Annotated in this window: 3 protein-coding genes; all 3 read right to left on the minus strand. The window is 75.5% G+C overall.

Features of this window, described 5'->3' with window-relative positions; genetic code table 11:
* Nucleotides 1–10: 10 nt before the first annotated feature.
* Entirely contained in the window at nucleotides 11–4963 is a 4953-nt protein-coding gene (locus D1J60_RS36420) for a type I polyketide synthase (protein ID WP_125824793.1), read from the minus strand.
* A gap of 39 nt (nucleotides 4964–5002) precedes the next feature.
* Nucleotides 5003–9280 carry a type I polyketide synthase gene (locus D1J60_RS36425; RefSeq protein ID WP_125824794.1) on the minus strand — a complete coding sequence of 1426 codons (4278 nt, stop codon included), beginning with the start codon at nucleotides 9278–9280 and terminating at the stop codon, nucleotides 5003–5005.
* A 125-nt stretch (nucleotides 9281–9405) separates the two neighbouring features.
* Nucleotides 9406–20643: a type I polyketide synthase gene (locus D1J60_RS36430; RefSeq protein WP_125824795.1), complete on the minus strand. Its 11238-nt coding sequence runs from the start codon at nucleotides 20641–20643 to the stop codon at nucleotides 9406–9408.
* Between the last annotated feature and the right edge of the window lie 25 nt (nucleotides 20644–20668).

The raw sequence follows: 20668 nt of genomic DNA on the forward strand, positions 1-20668 counted from the left end.
GGGCGCGGGGTCACTGCGTCTCCAACTCGTCGTCGAGCAGGTCGAAGAGCTCGCTGTCCGAGGCCGCGTCGAGGTCGGCGTCGGAGTCGGGCGCCGCGTCCGCTCCGGTGGCGTTCCAGGCGGCGAGCAGGGCGTGGAGCCTGCCGCTGATCCGGCCGCGGTCCTCGGGGCCGGCCTGCGCGGCCGCGGCCAGGGCGCCGCCGAGCCGGTCGATCTCGTCGAGGAGCGGGTCCACCGCGTCGGTGTCGCCGAGGAGTTCGGTGCGCAGCAGGGCGGCGAGCTCGACGGGCGTCGGGTGGTCGAAGACCAGGGTGGAGGGCAGGCTCAGGCCGGTGGCGGCGCCGAGCCGGTTGCGCAGTTCGACCGCGCTGAGGGAGTCGAAGCCCAGTTCGCGGAAGGCCCGCTGGGGGCCGACGGCGGCCAGGGCCTCCGGGCCGGCGGTGCCGTGGCCGAGGACGGAGGCGGCCTGCTTGCGGACCAGGTCGAGCAGGACGCGGTCCTGCTCGGCCGGCGGGAGGCCGGTGAGCCGGTGCAGGAGGGCGTCGGCGGCGCCGTCGGCGGCCTCGGCCTCGGTGGCGGCGGTGGCCTCGGCCTGGGCGAGGAGCCGCGCCGCCTCGGGGACCATCTCGAACAGGGGGCTGTGGCGTTCGGTGTTGGTGCCCAGCGAGAAGCTGTCCCAGCGGATGTCGATGATGACGGGGCCGGTCTCCTCGTGGTCGAGGGACTGCTGGAGCGCGGCGGTGGCGAGCTCCGGGGGGAGTTCCCACACGCCCTGGAGGCGGGCGCGTTCGCCGACGCCGTTGTCGGCCATGCCGCTGCCCTCCCAGGTGCCCCACACGACGGCGGTGGCGGGCAGGCCGAGGGCGCGGCGCTGCTCGGCGAGGGCGTCGAGGAAGGTGTTGCCGGGGGTGTAGTTGCCCAGGCCGGCGGAGCCGTAGGCGGCGCCGAAGGAGGAGAACAGCACGAAGGCCGTGAGGTCCTTGTCGCGGGTGAGTTCCTGGAGGTTGAGGGCGCCGCGCACCTTGACGGCGAGGGCGCGTTCCATGCGGTCGGGGGTGAGCGAGTCGACCATGCCGTCGTCGAGGACGGCCGCGGTGTGGAAGACCGAGGTGAGGGGGGCGTCGGCCGGGATCGCGTCGATGACGGCGGCGAGCGCGGCGGCGTCGCCGACGTCGGCGGCGGCGATGGTGACCCGGGCGCCGAGCGCGGTGAGTTCGGCGTGCAGGGCGTCGGCGCCGGGGGCGCCGGGTCCGCTGCGGCTGATCAGCAGCAGGTGTTCGGCGCCGGCGCGGGCGAGCCAGCGGGCGGTCTGCGCGCCGAGGCCGCCGGTGCCGCCGGTGATGAGGGCGGTGCCGGCCGGCTGCCAGGTACGGGCCGGTTCGGTGTCGCCGAGGGGGGCCCGGACCAGCCTGCGGACCAGGACGTTCCAGGAGCGTACGGCGAGCTGGTCCTCGTCGCCGGGCTCCGTGAGGATGCCGGCGAGCCGCTTCCAGGCCTCCTCGTCGGGCTGCGGCGGCAGGTCGACGATGCCGCCCCACAGCCGCGGGTGCTCCTGGACGAGGACGCGGGCCAGGCCCCAGACGGTGGCCTGGACGGGGCTGGTGAGCGGGTCGAAGTCGCCGACGGAGACGGCGCCCTGGGTGAGGGACCACACGGGGGCGTCGAAATCGGCGAGTTCGCGGACCTGGAGGACGGCCTGCACGAGGGTGACGGTGCCGGCCAGGCCGAGCGGGAGTTCCGGGTGGTCGGGGTGGGGCCGCTCGTCGAGGGACAGCAGGGACAGGATGCCGGTGACGCGGTCCTCGCCCTCGGCGGTGAGTTCCTGGTGGAGCTGCTGGGCGAGGGTGTAGCGGTCGGCGGCCCAGACGTCGACGGGGATGCGGACGGTGCGGGCGCCCTGGGCGGCGAGGCGGTCGGCGGCGGCCGCGGCGAGCGCGTCGTCGCCGCCTTCGGACTCCACGATCAGCCAGGTGCCGGTGAGCTGCGGGGCGGCGGTCTCGGCGACGGTCCACACGGTGCGGTAGCGCCAGGAGTCGATCGCGGACTTCTCGCGGCGGGTGCGGCGCCAGGCGGCCAGGGCGGGCAGGGCCTCGCCGAGGGGCTGGTCGGCGCCGACGCCGAGGGGGGCCAGGTCGCCGCTGTCCACGGCCGCCCAGAAGGCGGCGTCGACCTCGTCGCCGCCGTGTGCGGCGGGGGCGGGGGCCGCCGGGTCCGCGGGTGCGGCGTCGAGCCAGTAGGGGCGGTGCTGGAAGGCGTACGTGGGCAGGTCGACGCGGTGCGCGCCGTCGGGGAAGACGGTGGCCCAGGCGACGGGTGCGCCGCGGGTCCAGGCTTCGGCGAGGGAGGTGAGGAAGCGCTGCGGGCCGCCCTCGTCGCGGCGCAGGGTGGCGAGGGTGACGGCGGAGGCGGCGGCGGGGGCCTCGGCGGCGTCGATGGTCTCCTGGACGCCGATGGTCAGCACCGGGTGGGCGCTGGCCTCGACGAACAGGCCGTGGCCGCGCTCCAGGAGGGCGCGGACGCCGTCCTCGAAGCGGACGGTGGTGCGCAGGTTGGTGTACCAGTACTCGGCGTCCAGCTCCGGGCCGTCGGCCCACTCCCCCGTCACGGTGGAGAAGAACGGGACCTCGGCGGTGCGCGGCTCGATGTCCGCCAGGAGGCCGAGGACCTCGTCGCGGATCGACTCGACCTGCGCGGAGTGGGAGGCGTAGTCGACGTTGATGCGGCGGGCGCGGACCCCGTCGGCCTCGCAGGCCGCCATCAGCTCGTCCAGCGCGTCCGGGTCTCCGGAGACGACGGTGGAGCGGGGGCCGTTGACGGAGGCCAGCGCGAGGCGCTCGCCCCATGCGGAGATACGTTCCGCCACCGCGTCGGCGACGTCCGCGACCGACACCATGCCGCCCTTGCCCGCCAGGGCCACGATGGCCTTCGCCCGCAGCGCGGACACCTTCGCCGCGTCCTGGAGAGACAGGGCACCTGCGACGGCCGCGGCGGCGATCTCACCCTGGGAGTGGCCGAGTACGGCGGCCGGGCGCACGCCGTGGAAGCGCCACAGTTCGGCGAGGGACACCATCACGGCCCACAGGGCGGGCTGGACGACGTCGACGCGGTCGAAGCCGGGCGCGCCGTCCTTCTGGCGGAGCACGTCGAGCAGCGACCAGTCGGTGTGCGGGGCCAGGGCCTGGGCGCACTCCTCGAGGCGGGCGGCGAACACCGGTGAGGATGCGTACAGTTCCACGGCCATGCCGGCCCACTGGGAGCCCTGGCCGGGGAAGACGAAGACGGGCCGGTCGGCGCCGGCGGCGGCGGTGACGCCGGTGGTGTCGCCCTCGGCGAGCTCGGCGAGGGCGGCGAGGAACTCCTCGTGCTTGGCGGCGACGACCGCGCCGCGCACCGGGTGGGCGGTGCGGGTGGTGGCCAGCGAGAAGCCGGTGGAGGCGGGCGCGGCGCCGTCCCGCACGTGCTCCAGGAGGCGGGCGGCCTGGGCGCGCAGGGCCGCCTGCGTGCGGCCGGAGAGGATCCACGGCACGGGCGCGCCGCCGTCCTCGGGGGCGGGCGCGGCCGGCAGGTCGGCCGGGGCGGCCTCCTCGAGGATGACGTGGGCGTTGGTACCGCTGACGCCGAAGGAGGACACGCCGGCGCGGCGGGGCTCCTCGCCGCGACGCGTCCAGTCGCGGGACTCGTTCAGCAGCCGGACGCCGCCGGAGGACCAGTCGATGTGCGGGGACGGCTCGTCGGCGTGCAGGGTCTTGGGGAGGACGCCGTGGCGCAGGGCCTGCACCATCTTGATGACGCCGGCGATGCCGGCGACGGGGCCGCCGTGTCCGATGTTGGACTTCGACGAGCCGAGCCACAGCGGCTGGTCGGCGGAGTGCTCCTGCCCGTAGGTGGCGAGCAGGGCCTGCGCCTCGATCGGGTCGCCGAGGGAGGTGCCGGTGCCGTGCGCCTCGACGGCGTCCACGTCCTGGGGGGTGAGCCGGGCGTTGGCGAGGGCGCGGCGGATGACCTCCTGCTGCGCGGGCTCGCTGGGGGCGGTGAGGCCGTTGCTGGCGCCGTCCTGGTTGAGGGCGGAGCCGCGGATGACGGCGAGGACCTGGTGGCCGTTGCGGCGGGCGTCGCTGAGGCGCTCCACGAGCAGCACTCCGGCGCCCTCGGCCCAGGTGGTGCCGTCGGCGTCGGCGCCGAAGGCCTTGCAGCGGCCGTCGGCGGCCAGCGCGCGCTGCCGGCTGAACTCGACGAACGCGGCGGGGCTGGCCATGACGGCCACGCCCGCGGCCAGGGCGAGCGAGCACTCGCCCTGGCGCAGGGCCTGCACGGCCAGGTGCAGGGCGACCAGGCCGGAGGAGCAGGCGGTGTCGACGGTGACGGCGGGGCCGGCCAGCCCGAAGGTGTAGGCGACCCGGCCGGACAGGACGCTCGACATGGTGCCGGTGCCGATGTAGCCCTCCACGCCGTCCGGCAGGGCGTCCAGCCGGGAGGCGTAGTCGGAGGCGACGGCGCCGACGAAGACGCCCGTCCCGGTGCCCTTCAGCGACAGCGGGTCGTGGCCGGCGCGCTCCAGGGCCTCCCAGGCGGTCTCCAGGAACAGCCGCTGCTGCGGGTCCATGGCGGCCGCCTCGCGCGGCGAGATACCGAAGAGCTCCGGGTCGAAGAGGGTGGCTCCCTGGAGGAAGCCGCCCTCGCGGACGTACGTCTTGCCGGGGGCGTCGGGGTCGGGGTCGTACAGGTCGGTGTCCCAGCCGCGGTCGGCCGGGAAGGGGCCGATCGCGTCGGTACCGGACGCCACGAGGTTCCAGAAGCCCTCGGGGTCGGTGACCCCGCCCGGGAAGCGGCAGGCCATCGAGACGATGGCGATCGGCTCGGACCCGGCGTCCTCGGCGTCGCGCAGCTGCTGCTTGGTACGGCTCAGATCGGCTGTGACGCGCTTGAGGTATTCGCGGAGCTTCTCTTCGTTGCTCGTCGACATGCTCGGTACTCCTAAGTGGATATGGGACAGAGGAGCAGGTCAGGAAGCTCCCAGTTCCTTGTCGATCAGTGCGAAGATCTCGTCGTCCGTCACCGCGGCGAGGGCTTCGTCGTCGAGGACGTCCGCCTCCGTCTCGGTGCCGCGCCACTTCCACAGCAGCGCCTCCAGGCGCTTGGCGACGGTGTCGCGGGCGTCGCCGTCCGGGTCGGCGTCCGCCAGTACGGCTTCCAGGGCGGCGAGTTCACGCAGCCCGGGCGCTTGCGCGCCGCGGGCGGTGCCCAGCTGGTCGAGGAGGTGCCGGGCGAGGGCAAGCGGGGTCGGGTGGCTGAAGACGAGGGTGGCGGGCAGGGACAGGCCGGTCGCGGCGGTGAGCCGGTTGCGCAGTTCGACGGCGGTCAGCGAGTCGAAGCCGAGCTCCCGGAAGGCCCGTTCCGCCTCGACCGATTCCGTCTCCGGGTGGCCGAGGACCGCGGCCACCCGGGTGCGTACGAGGTCGGTGACCGTGCGCTCCTGTTCCTGTGGGGAGAGCGCCGCCAGCCGCTGTGCGAAGGACTCGGCCTCCGCCGCGTCCTGCGAGGCGGCCGTCCGGCGCACGGGCGTACGCGTCACGGTGCCGGCCCCGCCGGTGGCTCCGGCGGCGGCCGCGGCGGCGGACAGTTCCCCGGCGGACACCAGCCGCGACGCGAACGACGCGACGGTGGCCACGGGACGGCCGGTGGCGTCGGCGACCGTGAGGGCCACCTCGTCCGGGCCGGCCGGGGTCAGGTGCACGCGCACGCGCGAGGCTCCGGCGGCGTGCAGGCGCACTCCGCTCCACGCGAACGGCAGCCAGGCCGTTCCGTCCTCCGTTTCCGGCCCGCTCACCGCCAGCGCGTGGAGCGCGGCGTCGAGCAGGGCCGGGTGGAGGCCGAACCGGCCGGCGTCCTCCTGCTGATCCTCGGGCAGCACCACCTCGGCGTACACCCCGACACCGTCGCCCGGGAGCCAGACCTCGGCCAACCCCTGAAAGGCCGGGCCGTACCCGTACCCCGACCCCGACAGCCCCTCATAGAAGCCGTCGAGGTCCACGCGCTCGGCGCCGGCCGGGGGCCAGGCGGTGAGCTCACGGCCGGGCTGCGGGGTCTCGGCGCGGCTGAGGACGCCCTGGGCGTGGCGGGTCCAGGGGCCGTCGGCGGCGTCCTGGCGGCCGTACACGGCGACGGTGCGCCGGGATGCCGCGTCAGGGGGGCCCACGACGACCTGGAGCAGTACGGGGCCCTCGTCGGGCAGGACGAGCGGGGCTTCGAGGGTGAGTTCGTCGAGGGTGTCGCAGCCGGCCTCGTCGCCGGCGCGGACGGCCAGCTCGACGAACGCGGCGCCGGGGAGCACCCGGGCTCCGGCCACGGCGTGGTCGGCGAGCCAGGGGTGGGTGCGCAGCGACAGGCGCCCGGTGAGGACGGTCTGGCCGCCTTCGGCGAGGCGGACGGCCGCGCCGAGCAGGGGGTGGTCGGCGGCGCCGAGGCCGGCGGCGGCCACGTCGGCGGCGCCGGTGCCGGCCGGGGCCGTCAGCCAGTAGCGCTCGCGCTGGAAGGCGTACGTGGGCAGGTCGACGCCGGAGACGTCCTGGCCGGCGTGGACGGCCTGCCAGTCGACGGGGGCGCCGTGGGTCCAGGCTTCGGCGAGGGAGGCCAGGAAGCGCTGGGCGCCGCCTTCGTCGCGGCGCAGGGTGCCGAGGGTGACGGCTGAGGTGCCGGCGGTGTCGATGGTCTCCTGGACGCCGATGGTGAGCACCGGGTGGGCGCTGGCCTCGACGAAGACCTTGTGGCCGCGCTCCAGGAGCCCGGCGACGGCGTCCTGGAAGCGGACGGTCTGGCGGAGGTTGGTGTACCAGTACTCGGCGTCCAGCTCGGAACCGTCGGCCCACTCCCCCGTCACCGTCGAGAAGAACGGCACCTCGGCGGTGCGCGGCTCGATGCCTGCCAGCAGGGAGAGGACCTCGTCGCGGATCGACTCCACCTGCGGGCCGTGCGAGGCGTAGTCCACGTTGATGCGGCGGGCCCGGACACCGTCGGCCTCGCAGACCGCCATCAGCTCGTCCAGAGCCTCCGGATCACCCGAAACCACCGTCGACTGCGGGCCGTTGACCGACGCCAGGGCGAGCCGCTCGCCCCAGGAGGAGATACGTTCCGCCACCGCGTCGGCCGCAGCCGCGACGGACACCATGCCGCCCTTGCCGGCCAGGGCCACGATGGCCCGCGCACGCAGCGCGGAGACCTTCGCCGCGTCCTCCAGGGACAGGGCACCCGAGACGGCCGCGGCCGCGATCTCGCCCTGCGAGTGCCCGACCACCGCCGCCGGGACCACCCCGGCGGCACGCCACAGCTCGGCCAGCGAGACCATCACGGCCCACAGGGCGGGCTGGACCACGTCGACGCGGTCGAAGCCGGGGGCGCCGTCCTCCTGCCGCAGCACCTCCAACAGCGACCAGTCCGTGTGCGGGGCCAGCGCCCCGGCGCACGCGTCCAGACGCGCCGCGAACACCGGCGAGGAGTCGTACAGCTCCAGGGCCATGCCGGCCCACTGGGAGCCCTGCCCGGGGAAGACGAACACCGTCTTGCCGCTGCCCGCCTGCCCCTGGTGGACGCCTGTCGCGGTGTCGCCCCCGGCGAGGGCGGCCAGGGCGCGTGCGGTGTCCTGCGCGGAGGTGAGGGAGGTGATCGCCGCGCGGTGGTCGAAGGCGGCCCGGGTGGTGGCCAGGGCGACGCCGGTGGCGGTGTGCGCGCCGGGGTGTGCGGCGGCGTGCGCGGCGAGCCGTTCGGCCTGGCCGCGCAGGGCGGCGGCGGTGCGGCCGGACAGGAGCCAGGGGGTGCCGTCGACGGGGCCGGACAGGACGGCGGGGCGGCCGGGGCCGGTCTCGGCCGGCTCGGTCGCGGTGTCCGTTCCGGTGTCCTCGGGGGTCTGCTCCAGGATGACGTGGGCGTTGGTGCCGCTGATGCCGAACGCGGAGACGCCGGCCCGGCGCGGGCGGTCGGTCTCCGGCCAGGTGCGGGCCTCGGTCAGCAGTTCCACGGCGCCCGAGGCCCAGTCGATCTTCGGCGAGGGCGCGTCGACGTGCAGGGTCCGCGGGAGCAGGCCGTTGCGCATCGCCATGACCATCTTCATCACGCCGGCCGCGCCCGAGGCGGCCGAGGTGTGGCCGATGTTGGACTTCACGGAGCCGAGCCACAGCGGCCGGTCGGCGGGCCGGTTCTGCCCGTAGGTGGCGAGCAGGGCCTGGGCCTCGATGGGGTCGCCGAGGGTGGTGCCGGTGCCGTGCGCCTCGACGGCGTCGACGTCGGCGGCGGTGACGCGGGCGCTGGCGAGGGCCTGCTTGATGACCCGCATCTGGGCGGGCCCGTTGGGGGCGGTGAGGCCGTTGGAGGCGCCGTCCTGGTTGACGGCGGTGCCCCGGATGACGGCGAGGACGCGGCGGCCGGCGCGGCGGGCGTCGGAGAGCCGTTCCACGAGGAGCATGCCGACGCCCTCGGCGGGCCCGAAGCCGTCGGCGGCGGCGGCGAAGGCCTTGCAGCGGCCGTCGGCGGCGAGCGCCCGCTGGCGGCTGAACTCGACGAACCCGGCGGGGTTCGACATGACGGTGACGCCGCCGGCGAGGGCCATGGAGCATTCGCCGTTGCGCAGGGCCTGGACGGCCATGTGCAGGGCGACGAGCGAGGAGGAGCAGGCGGTGTCGATGGTGACGGCCGGGCCCTCCAGGCCGAGGGAGTAGGCGAGCCGGCCGGACATGACGCTGGCCAGGTTACCGGTGCCGAGGTAGCCCTCCAGCTCGTCCGGGGCCTGGAGGATGCCGGTGGTGTAGTCGATGGCGCTGAAGCCGACGAAGGTGCCGGTGAGGCTGCCGGTGAGGGTGGCGGGGTCGATCCCGGCGCGTTCGACGGCCTCCCAGCCGGTCTCCAGGAGCAGTCGCTGCTGCGGGTCCATGGCGAGGGCCTCGCGCGGGGAGATCCCGAAGAAGCCGGCGTCGAACTGGTCGAGGTCGTGCAGGAAGCCGCCTTCCCTGACGTAGTTGGTGCCCGGCTTGTCGGGGTCGGGGTCGTAGAGGGATTCGATGTCCCAGCCGCGGTTGACGGGGAAGGCGCCGACGGCGTCGCCGCCGGCCGCGACCAGCTCCCACAGGTCTTCGGGGGAGCTCACCCCGCCCGGGTAGCGGCAGGCCATGCCGGTGATCGCGATCGGTTCGTGGCCGGCCGACTCGGCCGCCTGCAGCCGCTTGCGGGTCTGCTGCAGGTCGGCCGTCGCCCGCTTGAGGTATTCGAGGAGCTTCTCTTCGTTGTTCGCCATGGTCGGTATCTCCGTGGGCCCCGTGGGGCGGATCGCTGGCCGGCGGGTGGGATGGGGGAAGGGGTGCCCCCGCCGTACGGACCGGGCTCGTGGCCCGGCCGGCGGAGACACCCCTCCCGGATGTGTCAGGAGGTGCCCAGCTCTTTGTCGAGCAGGGCGAACATGTCGTCGGCGGTGGCGCTCTGCAGGCCTTCGCCGGTGTTCTCGTCCGGGGTGGCGTCGGTGCCGCCCACGGTCCACAGCAGGGCTTCGAGGCGCTGCTTGAGCTTGGTGCGGGTGTCGCTGTCGGGCGCGGCGGCGGCGAGCGCGCCTTCGAGGCGGTCGAGTTCGTCGAGGACCGAGCCGACGGGGGCCGTCGACTCCGGCAGCAGGGCGCCGCGCAGGTGGCCGGCGAGGGCCGCCGGGTTGGGGTAGTCGAAGACGATGGTGGCGGGGAGCTTGAGGCCGGTGGCGGCGCCGAGCCGGTCGCGCAGTTCGACGGCGGTCAGCGAGTCGAAGCCGAGGCCCTTGAAGGCGCGGCCGGGTTCGATGGCGTCGGCCGAGTCGTGGCCGAGGACGCCGGCCACCTTCTCGCGGACCAGGTCGAGGAGGATCGTCTCGCGTTCGGCGGGGTTGGCCGCGGTGAGCGCCTCGACGAGCCGGGCCGCGGCCCCACCGGCTGCCGCGTCCGCCGGGGCGGGTTCGTCGGAGGCCCTGAGGGCAGCGCGGGCCTCGGGGACGCCCTGGATGAGCGGGCTGGGGCGGCCGGAGGTGAAGCCGCGGGCGAAGCGTTCCCATTCGACGTCGGCGACGGCGCGGAACACCTCGTCGTGTTCCACGGCCTGGACCATGGCGTTCAGGGCGAGTTCGGGGTCCATCTCGATGACGCCGCGGCGGCGCATGTACTCCTCGACGCCCTCGCCTTCCATCATGCCGCCGCCGCCCCAGGCGCCCCAGGCGAGGGAGGTGGCGGTCAGGCCGCGGGCGCGGCGCTGCTGGGCGAACGCGTCGAGCCAGGCGTTGCCGGGGGCGTAGCCGCCGTGCCGGCCGCTGCCCCAGACGCCGGAGTTGGAGGAGAACAGGACGAACGCGTCGAGTGCGGTGTCGCCGAGGAGCTCGTCGAGGTGGCGGGCGCCGTCGATCTTGCCCTCGTTGATCTTCCGGTACTCGTCGGGGGTCATCTCGTCGACGAGGGTCGACTGGACGATGCCGACGGCGTGGACGACGGCGGTCAGCGGCTGCTCGGCGGGGATGGCGTCGAGGACCGCCTTGAGCTGGTCGCGGTCGGATACGTCGCAGGCGGGGATGGTGACGTCGGCGCCCAGGGCGCGGATCTCGGCGGCGAGTTCGGCCGCTCCGGGGGCGTCGGCGCCGCGCCGGCTGGTGAGGACGAGGTGGGCGGCGCCGGTGGCCGCGAGGCGGCGCGCGACCTGTGCGCCGACGCCTCCGGTGCCGCCGGTGACCAGGACCGTCCCGGACGGCTCCCAGCGGCGGACCGGCTCGCGGTCGCCGAGCGGGGCGCGCACCAGGCGGCGGCCGAATGCCCCGCCGGAGCGCACCGCGACCTGGTCTTCGTCGCCGAGGCCGGAGAGCACCCGGGCGAGCCGGGCCGCGGCCCGCTCGTCCAGCTCGGCCGGCAGGTCGACGAGGCCGCCCCAGCTGCGGGGCTGTTCGAGGGCGACGACCCGGCCGAGGCCCCACAGCTGGGCCTGGACGGGGTCGGCGGGCGCGTCCGCCGGGCCGGTGGCGACGGCGCCGCGGGTGACCGCCCACAGGGGTGCGGTCACTCCGGCGTCGTTGAGGGCCTGGACGAGGACGAGGGTGCCGGTGGCGACGGCGTCCCGGTCGGCGGCGTCGCCGAGCAGGGAGACCACGCCGGTGAACGGGGTCGCGGGCAGCTGTGCGGCCCAGGCCGTGCGGTCGGCCGCGGCCGGGTCGAGGGCGATCCGGTCGGTGTCGGCGCCGTGCGCGGCGAGCGCGGCGACGGTGGCGGCGGTGTGCTCCGGGTCGGCCGGCCGCAGGGGCTCGACGACGAGCCAGCGTCCGGTGAGCCGGTCGCCGCCGTCCTCGGGCAGCAGGGTCCAGTCGACGTCGTAGCGCCAGGAGTCGACGGTGGAGCGCTCGCGGCGGCCGCGCCGCCAGGTGGCGAGTTCGGGCAGCAGCTCGCGCAGCGGGCGGTCGCCGTCGAGGCCGACGGTCCGGGTGAGGGAGTCGAGGTCGCCGGCTTCGACGGCCGACCAGAACGCACCCTCGGTCTCCTCGGCCGGGCCTTGCGGGAGGGCGGCCTCGGCGGGGCCGGAGGCCAGCCAGTAGCGCTGCTGCTGGAAGGCGTACGTGGGGAGTTCGACGGTGCGGGCGCCGCGTCCGGCGAGGACGGAGGTCCAGTCGACGTCGACGCCTCGGGTCCATGCGGTGGCGAGGGAGGTGTAGAAGCGGGCCAGGCCGCCCTCCTCGCGGCGCAGGGTGCCCAGGGCGAGCGCCTCGGACCCGGCGTCGTCCGCGGTCTCCATGACCCCGTAGACGAGGACGGGGTGGGCGCTGGACTCGACGAACACGCGGTGTCCGTCCGCGAGGAGGGTGCGGACGACGGGCTCGAACGACACCGGCCGGCGGCAGTTCTCGTACCAGTAGGCGGCGGTGAGTTCGGAGCCGTCGAGGACCTCGCCGGTGACGGTGGAGTAGAGCGGGACGGAGCCGGCGCGCGGCCGGACGAACGAGAGGAGTTCGATCACCCGGTCCTTGAGGCGGTCGACCTGGGCGCAGTGGGAGGCCACGGTCGAGGGGATGATCTTCGCGCGGACGCCTTCGGTCTCCAGGACGGCGACCAGCTCCTCGAGCGGGGCCACCTCGCCGGCCACGGTGACCGTGCCCGGACCGTTGATCCCCGCGATGGACAGCGCGTCCCCGTACGGGGCCAGCCGCTGCCGGACCGCGTCGGCGCCGAGCGACACCGAGGCCACCGCGCCCCGGCCCACCAGCTCGTCGGCGAACAGCTGCGAACGGAGCACGACGACCCTGGCCGCGTCCTCCAGCGACAGCGCACCGGAGACGGCGGCCGCCGCGATCTCGCCCTGCGAGTGGCCGACGACCGCGTCGGGCACGACGCCCGCCGCGCGCCACAGCTCCGCCAGGGACACCATCACCGCGAACAGGACCGGCTGGAGCACCTCGATCCGGGTCAGGCCCTCCCCGTCACCGCGCAGCACCTCCTCCACCGACCAGTCGACGTGCGCCTCGACGGCGGCCGCGACCTCGGCGAAACGGGCCGCGAACACCGGTGACGAGTCGAGCAGTTCCACACCCATCCCGGCCCACTGCGAGCCCTGCCCGGGGAAGACGAACACCGTCTTGCCCTCGGTGTCGGCGGTGCCGGTGACGGTGCGTCCGGCGGGCGCGCCGTCCGCGAGGGCGGCGAGTCCGGCGAGGGCCTCCTCACGGCTGCCGAGGACGACGGCCGCCCGGTGGTCCAGGCGTGCCCGGGTGGTGGCCAGGGAGAGGGCGACGTCGGAGAGGGACAGGTCGACGTCGGCGGCGAGGTGGTCGTGCAGCCGCCGCGCCTGTGCCTGGAGGGCGCCGGGGTTCTTGCCGGTCAGGGTCCAGGGGACGGTGGCGGCGAGGACCCCGGCGACCGCCGGGCGTGCGGTGTCCTCGGGGGCCCGGTCGTGGTCCGGGGAGGCGGCCCGCGGGGCCTGTTCGAGGATGACGTGGGCGTTGGTGCCGCTGAGGCCGAAGGAGGAGACGCCGACCCGGCGCGGGTGGCCGGTCTCGGGCCAGGCGCGCCGCTCGGTGAGCAGCTCGACGGCGCCGGTGGACCATTCGACGTGCGGGGAGGGCTCGTCGACGTGCAGGGTCCTGGCGAGGACGCCGTGACGCAGGGCCATCACGGACTTGATGACGCCGGCGATGCCGGAGACGGCCTGGGTGTGGCCGATGTTGGACTTCAGGGAGCCGAGCCACAGCGGCCGGTCCTCCTCGCGGCCCTGGCCGTAGGTGGCGAGCAGGGCGTGCGCCTCGATGGGGTCGCCCAGCTTGGTGCCGGTGCCGTGGGCCTCGACGGCGTCGACGTCCTGGGCGGAGAGCTTGGCGGAGGCGAGGGCCTGGCGGATGACGCGCTGCTGGGCGGGGCCGCTGGGGGCGGTGAGCCCGTTGGAGGCGCCGTCCTGGTTGGTGGCGGAGCCGCGGACGACGGCGAGGACCCGGTGTCCGTTGCGGCGGGCGTCGGAGAGCTTCTCCAGGAGGAGCACGCCGAGGCCCTCGGAGAAGGCGGTGCCGTCGGCCGCGGCCGCGAAGGCCTTGGCGCGGCCGTCGGCGGCGAGCGCCCGCTGGCGTCCGAACTCGACGAACTCGGCGGGGGTCGACATGACGGCGACGCCCCCGGCCAGCGCCATCGAGCACTCGCCCTGCCGCAGGGACTGGGCGGCCAGGTGCAGGGCGACCAGCGAGGAGGAGCAGGCGGTGTCGACGGTGACGGCCGGGCCCTCGAGGCCGAAGGTGTAGGCGACGCGGCCGGAGATGACGCTGTTGGAGAGGCCGGTGCCGAAGTAGCCCTCGACCCCTTCGGGGATCTCGCGCAGTTCGGTGGCGTACCCGGAGGGGACGGCGCCGACGAAGACGCCGGTGCGGGTGCCCTTGAGGGTGGCGGGGTCGACGCCGGCCCGTTCGAAGACCTGCCAGGCGCCTTCCAGGACGAGCCGCTGCTGCGGGTCCATGGCGAGGGCCTCGCGCGGGGAGATGCCGAAGAGTTCGGCGTCGAAGCGGGCCGCGTCGTGCAGGAAGCCGCCCTCCTTGACGTACGTGCGGCCGGGCGTGCCGGGCTCGGGGTCGTAGAGGGCGTCCAGGTCCCAGCCCCGGTCGGCGGGGAAGGCGCCGATGGCGTCGCCCTCGGCGTCGACGAGCCGCCACAGTGCCTCGGGCGAGTCCACGCCGTCGGGGAAGCGGCAGGCCATGCCCACGATCACGACCGGGTCGCCGTCGGCTGCCGGGGCGGTGAGGGGGGCGTCCTGCGCGCCCCGCGGCTCCGTGCCGGTGTCGCCGACGAGCGCGGTGCGCAGCTGACGGGCGAGGGAGGAGGGGGTGGGGTGGTCGAAGACGATGGTCGCGGGCAGCCGCAGTCCGGTGGCCGCGCCGAGCCGGTTGCGCAGTTCGACGGCGGTCAGCGAGTCGAAGCCGAGCTCCTTGAAGGCCTTCTCGGCGCCGACGGCTTCGGCGCCGGAGTGCCCGAGGACGGCGGCCGCGTGAGTGCGGACCAGGTCGAGGAGGGTGCGCAGCTGGTCGTCGGGGCCGAGGGCGGTCAGGCGGCGGGCGAGGGCCGAGCCGCCGGCGCCGTCGCCGCTCTCCACGGTGCGGCGGGCGGACACGCGGACCAGGCCGCGGGCCAGCGCGGGCAGGGTCTGGCCGGCGGCCATGGTGCGCAGCGCGGCCTGGTCCAGTCGTACGGGGACCAGGAGGGGTGTGCCGTCGGCGGTGCCGGCGTCGAGGAGGGCGAGGCCCTCGGCCGGGGAGAAGGAGACCATGCCGGAGCGGGCCATGCGGGCCACGTCCTCCTCGGAGAGGTGGCCGGTCATGCCGCTGGCCTCGTCCCACAGGCCCCAGGCGAGGGAGGTGGCGGGCAGGCCCTGGGCGCAGCGGTGCTGGGCGAGGGCGTCGAGGAAGGCGTTGGCGGCGGCGTAGTTGCCCTGGGCGGGGCCGCCGATGACGCCGGCGGCGGAGGAGAACAGGACGAAGGCGGTGAGGTCCAGGTCTCGGGTGAGCTCGTGGAGGAGCGCGGCCGCGTCGGCCTTGGGGCGCAGGACGGCGCCGAGCCGGCCGGCGTCGAGTGAGGCGATGACGCCGTCGTCGAGGACTCCGGCGGTGTGGACGACGCCGCGCAGCGGCCGGCCGGCCGGGATGGCCGTGAGGAGCGCGGTGAGCGCGTCGCGGTCGGCGGCGTCGCAGGCGACGACCTCGGCCGAGCCGCCCAACTCGGCTATCTCGGAGACGAGTTCGGCCGCACCGGGGGCGTCCGGGCCTCGTCGGCCCGCGAGCAGCAGGTGCCGTACCCCGTGCGAGGCGACCAGGTGCTTGGCCACCAGCGCGCCCAGGGTGCCGGTGCCGCCCGTGATCAGGACGGTACCGTCCGGGTCCCAGCCCTGCGGGACCGTCAGGACGATCTTGCCCACCTGCCTGGCCTGGCTCATGAAGCGGAACGCCTCGGGCGCCCGCCGGATGTCCCAGGCGCGGACCGGCAGCGGCCGCAGCACGCCCGCCTCGAACAGCCGGCCCAGCTCGGTGAGCATCTCCGCGATCCGGTCGGGTCCGGCCTCGGCGAGGTCGAAGGCCCGGTAGGCGGTCCCGGGGTGGTCCCGTCCGACGTCCTGCGGGTCGCGGACGTCGGTCTTGCCCATCTCGACGAAGCGGCCGCCGCGCGGCAGCAGCCGCAGCGAGGCGTCGGTGAGTTCGCCGGCGAGGGAGTTCAGGACGACGTCGACGCCCTCGCCGCCGGTGGCGGCGGCGAAGCGTTCCCCGAAGGAGGCGTCGCGGGAGGAGGCGATGTGGGCGTCGTCGAGTCCGGCCGCGCGCAGCGCGTCCCACTTGCCCTCGCTCGCCGTGGCGAACACCTCGGCGCCCAGGTGGCGGGCGATCCGGACGGCGGCCGAACCGACGCCGCCCGCGGCGGCGTGGACCAGGATCCGTTCGCCGGCCTTCAGGCCGGCCAGGTCGACGAGCGCGTAGTAGGCGGTGAGGAAGGCGGTCGGCGCGGACGCGGCCTCCTCGAAGGTCCAGCCGTCGGGGATTCGGGTGACGACGCGCCGGTCGGCGACCGTGTGCGGGCCGAAGGCACCGGGGAACGGGCCCATCACCCGGTCGCCGGCCGTGAGTCCGGTGACGCCGGGGCCCACCTCGGTGACGGTGCCGGCGCCCTCGTTGCCCATGGTCGCGTCGCCCGGGTACATGCCGAGCGCGATCATCACGTCGCGGAAGTTCAGGCCGGCGGCGCGGACCGCGACGCGGATCTCGCCCTCGGCGAGCGGCCGGGTCCCGGCGGGTACGAGGGCCAGGTGGTCGAGGGTGCCGCCGGAGGAGGCGAGCTGCCAGCCGTCGGCGTTGCGCGGGGGTGTCAGGGGGCCGCCGGGGGCGGTCCCGCGGACCAGCCGCGGCGCGAGCACCGCCGTGCCGCGTACGGCGGCCTGCGGTTCGCCGGCCCGGTGCGCGGCGGCGACGGCCGCCGGGAGCGCGGCCGCGGCGTCCTCCGCCGCGTCGAGGTCGACGAGCAGCAGCCGGCCGGGGTTCTCGGCCTGCGCGGAGCGGACCAGGCCCCACAGCGGTGCGTGCACCAGGTCGGTGACGTCCTCGCCGGACCGTACGGAGACGGCGCCGCGGGTGACGACGGCGAGGCGGACGCCCTCCAGCCGCTCGTCGGCGAGCCAGTCCTGGAGGACCGCGAGGATCCGGGCGGTCTCCTCGCGGACCGCGTCGGCGAGCGCACCTGCCGGGGTGCCGCCGACGGGCAGCGCGACGACCTCCGGGGCGGGCAGTCCGGCCGCGACCGCGTCGCCGAGGGTGGCCACGTCGTCGAAGAGCTGCGGGAACGCGCCGAGCCGATGGAAGGCGGCCTCGACGCCGAGGCGGTCCTCGCCGAGCAGGCACCAGTCGTGCGGGGCGGCGTCCTGCGGGAGGCCGTCGGTGTCCACGGCCGTCCAGTCCAGCCGGAACAGGGAGTCGTCGGCCGCCGGCCCGGCATCCAGGGACGTGGCGGTGACGGCCCGGGACACCAGGGCGCCGACGGTGGCGACGGGGCGGCCCGTGGCGTCGGCGAGCTCCAGGCCGACGCCGTCCTCCCCGGCCGGGGAGATCCGCACGCGCAGCGCGGTCGCGCCGACCGCGTGCAGGGTGACCCCGTTCCAGGAGAACGGCAGTCGTACGCCTTCGGCCTCGCCGCGGGCGGCCGGCACCAGGCCGGCGTGCAGGGCGGCGTCGAGGAGGGCGGGGTGGAGGCCGAACCGGGCTGCGTCGTCGTGCTGCTCGTGGGCGAGGGCGACCTCGGCGTAGATCTCCTCGCCGCCGCTCTGCTTCCAGACGGCGGTCAGGCCCCGGAAGGCGGGCCCGTACTGGTAGCCGGAGCCGGAGAGGGCCTCGTAGAAGCCGTCGAGGTCGACGGGCTCGGCGCCGGGCGGCGGCCAGGCGGCGAGGTCGAAGCCCGGCTCGCGGCGGGCGGAGAGCAGCAGGCCGGTGGCGTGGCGGGTCCACGGGGTGCCCTCGGGGGCGTCCTCGGGGAGGGAGTGCAGGGACACGGGCCTGCGGCCGTCGGCTTCGGGCCCGCCGACGACGAGCTGGAGGCGGGCCGCACCCTCGGGGGGCAGGACGAGCGGGGCTTCCAGTGTCAGTTCGTCGAGGGTGTCGCAGCCGACCTCGTCACCGGCGCGGACGACGAGCTCGACGAACGCGGTGCCGGGGAGGATGACGGTGCCGTTCACGGCGTGGTCGGCGAGCCAGGGGTGGGTGCGCAGGGAGAGGCGCCCGGTGAGGACGGCCTGGTCCCCGTCGGCGAGGCGGACGGTCGCACCGAGCAGGGGGTGGTCGGCGGCTCCGAGGCCGGCGGCGGACACGTCCCCGGATCCGGTGTCGGCGACCTCCAGCCAGTAGTGCTCGCGCTGGAAGGCGTACGTGGGCAGGTCCACGCGTCCGGCGTCCCGGCCGCCGTGGACGGCTTGCCAGTCGACGGGGGCGCCGTGGGTCCAGGCCTGGGCGAGGGAGGCCAGGAAGCGCTGCGGCCCGCCTTCGTCACGGCGCAGGGTGCCCTGGGTGACGGCCGGGGACCCGGCGGCCTCGATGGTCTCCTGGACACCGATCGTGAGCACCGGGTGGGCACTGGACTCCACGAACAGGCCGTGGCCGCGCTCCAGCAGGGCACTGACGGCGTCCTGGAAGCGGACGGTCTGGCGGAGGTTGGTGTACCAGTACTCGCCGTCCAGCTCCGACCCGTCGGCCCACTCGCCCGTCACCGTCGAGAAGAACGGCACCTCGGCGGTACGCGGCTCGATACCCGCCAGGAGGGAGAGGACCTCGTCGCGGATCGACTCCACCTGCGGGCCGTGCGAGGCGTAGTCCACGTTGATGCGGCGGGCCCGGACACCGTCGGCCTCGCAAGCCGCCATCAGCTCGTCCAGCGCGTCCGGATCACCCGAAACCACCGTCGACTGCGGGCCGTTGACGGAGGCCAGCGCGAGACGCTCCCCCCAGGCGGAGATACGTTCCGCCACGGCTTCGGCGACGTCCGCGACCGACACCATGCCCCCCTTGCCGGCCAGGGCCACGATGGCCTTCGCCCGCAGCGCGGACACCTTCGCCGCGTCCTGGAGAGACAGGGCACCTGCGACGGCCGCGGCGGCGATCTCACCCTGCGAGTGCCCGACCACCGCCGCCGGGACCACCCCGGCGGCACGCCACAGCTCGGCCAGCGAGACCATCACGGCCCACAGGGCGGGCTGGACCACGTCGACGCGGTCGAAGCCGGGGGCGCCGTCCTCCTGCCGCAGCACCTCCAGCAGCGACCAGTCCGTGTGCGGGGCCAACGCCTCGGCACACGCGTCGAGGCGGGCCGCGAACACCGGTGAGGCCCCGTACAGCTCCACCGCCATCCCCGCCCACTGCGAACCCTGCCCGGGGAACACGAACACCGGCCGGTCGGCGCCCTTGACGACGGCGCCGTCCACGACGCCGTTCGCCGGAAGCCCGGCGGCCAGGGCGTCCAGGCCGGTCAGGAAGCCGTCTCGGTCTCCGGCCAGGACGACGCCGCGCCGCTCCAGCGCGGCCCGCGTCGTGGTCAGGGCCGCGGCCACCGCGGCCGGCTCGACGGTGGTGGCGGACTCCGCGTGGGCGCGCAGCCGGGCCGCCTGCCCGTGCAGGGCCTCGGTGGTCTTGCCGGACAGCGTCCACGGGATCGGGCCGCCGGAGACGACGGTCCCGGCGGGCGCCTCGGGGGCGGTGTCCTCGGCGGCGTCCTCGGCCGCGTCCTGGGCGAGGTGCTGCTCCAGGATGACGTGGGCGTTGGTGCCGCTGATGCCGAACGAGGAGACGGCGGCGCGGCGCGGGCGGCCGTCGACGGTCCAGTCCGCGGGCTCGGTGAGCAGTTCCACCGCGCCGGAGGACCAGTCGATGTGCGGGGACGGCTCGCTGACGTGGAGGGTCTTGGGGAGGACGCCGTTGCGCATCGCCATGACCATCTTGATGACGCCGGCGATGCCCGAAGCGGCCTGCGTGTGGCCGATGTTGGACTTCACGGAGCCCAGCCGCAGCGGTGCGGCGTCCGCGGGCCGCCGGCCGTAGGTCGCCAGCAGCGCCCCGGCCTCGATCGGGTCGCCGAGGGCCGTTCCGGTGCCGTGCGCCTCGACGACGTCGACGTCGCCGGCGGTCAGCCTGGCGTTGGCGAGGGCCTGCTTGATGACGCGCTGCTGGGAGGGGCCGTTCGGGGCGGTCATGCCGTTGGAGGCGCCGTCCTGGTTGGTCGCCGAACCCCGTACGACGGCCAGGACCTCGTGGCCGTTGCGCACGGCGTCGGAGAGCCGTTCGACGAGCAGGATGCCGGCGCCCTCGGCGAGCGCCATGCCGTCGGCACCCGCGGAGAAGGCCTTGCAGCGGCCGTCGGCGGCCATGCCGCGCTGCTCGCTGTAGCCGATGAACTCCAGCGGGGTGGACATGACGGTGACGCCGCCGACGAGGGCCATGGAGCACTCGTCGGCGCGCAGCGCCTGCGCGGCCATGTGGAGGGCGACGAGTCCCGAGGAGCAGGCGGTGTCGACGGAGACGGCCGGGCCCTCCAGCCCGAAGGTGTAGGCGACGCGGCCGGAGACGACGCTCGCCGCGCTGCCGGTGGTCAGGTGGCCCTCGTAGCCCTCGGGGATGGAGGGCAGGGACCAGCAGTAGTCGAGGTTGTAGCAGCCGACGAAGGTGCCGGTGCGGCTTCCCTTCACGGAGTGCGGGTCGATCCCGGCCCGTTCGAAGGCCTCCCAGGCGGCTTCCATGACGAGGCGCTGCTGCGGGTCCATCGCGAGGGCCTCGCGCGGCGATATGCCGAACACGCCCGGGTCGAAGGCGCCGGCCTCGTAGAGGAATCCGCCTTCCTTCACGTAGGTGCGGCCGGAGCGTTCGGGGTCCGGGTCGTAGATCGCGTCGAGGTCCCAGCCGCGGTCCTCGGGGAAGGGGCCGATGGCGTCGCCGCCGTCCGTCACCAGGCGCCACAGGTCCTCCGGCGACGCGACGCCGCCGGGGAAGCGGCAGGCCATGCCGACGATCGCGATCGGCTCGTGCCCGGCGTCCTCGACCTCGCGCAGCCGCTGCTTGGTCTCGTGCAGATCGGCGGTGACCCACTTGAGGTAATCGCGGAGCGTCTCTTCGTTCGTCGCCATGGGGACCTCTTCGAACCTCTCGGAT

The sequence above is a fragment of the Streptomyces sp. W1SF4 genome, assembly GCF_003950035.1.
Classification (GTDB): Bacteria; Actinomycetota; Actinomycetes; order Streptomycetales; family Streptomycetaceae; genus Streptomyces; species Streptomyces racemochromogenes.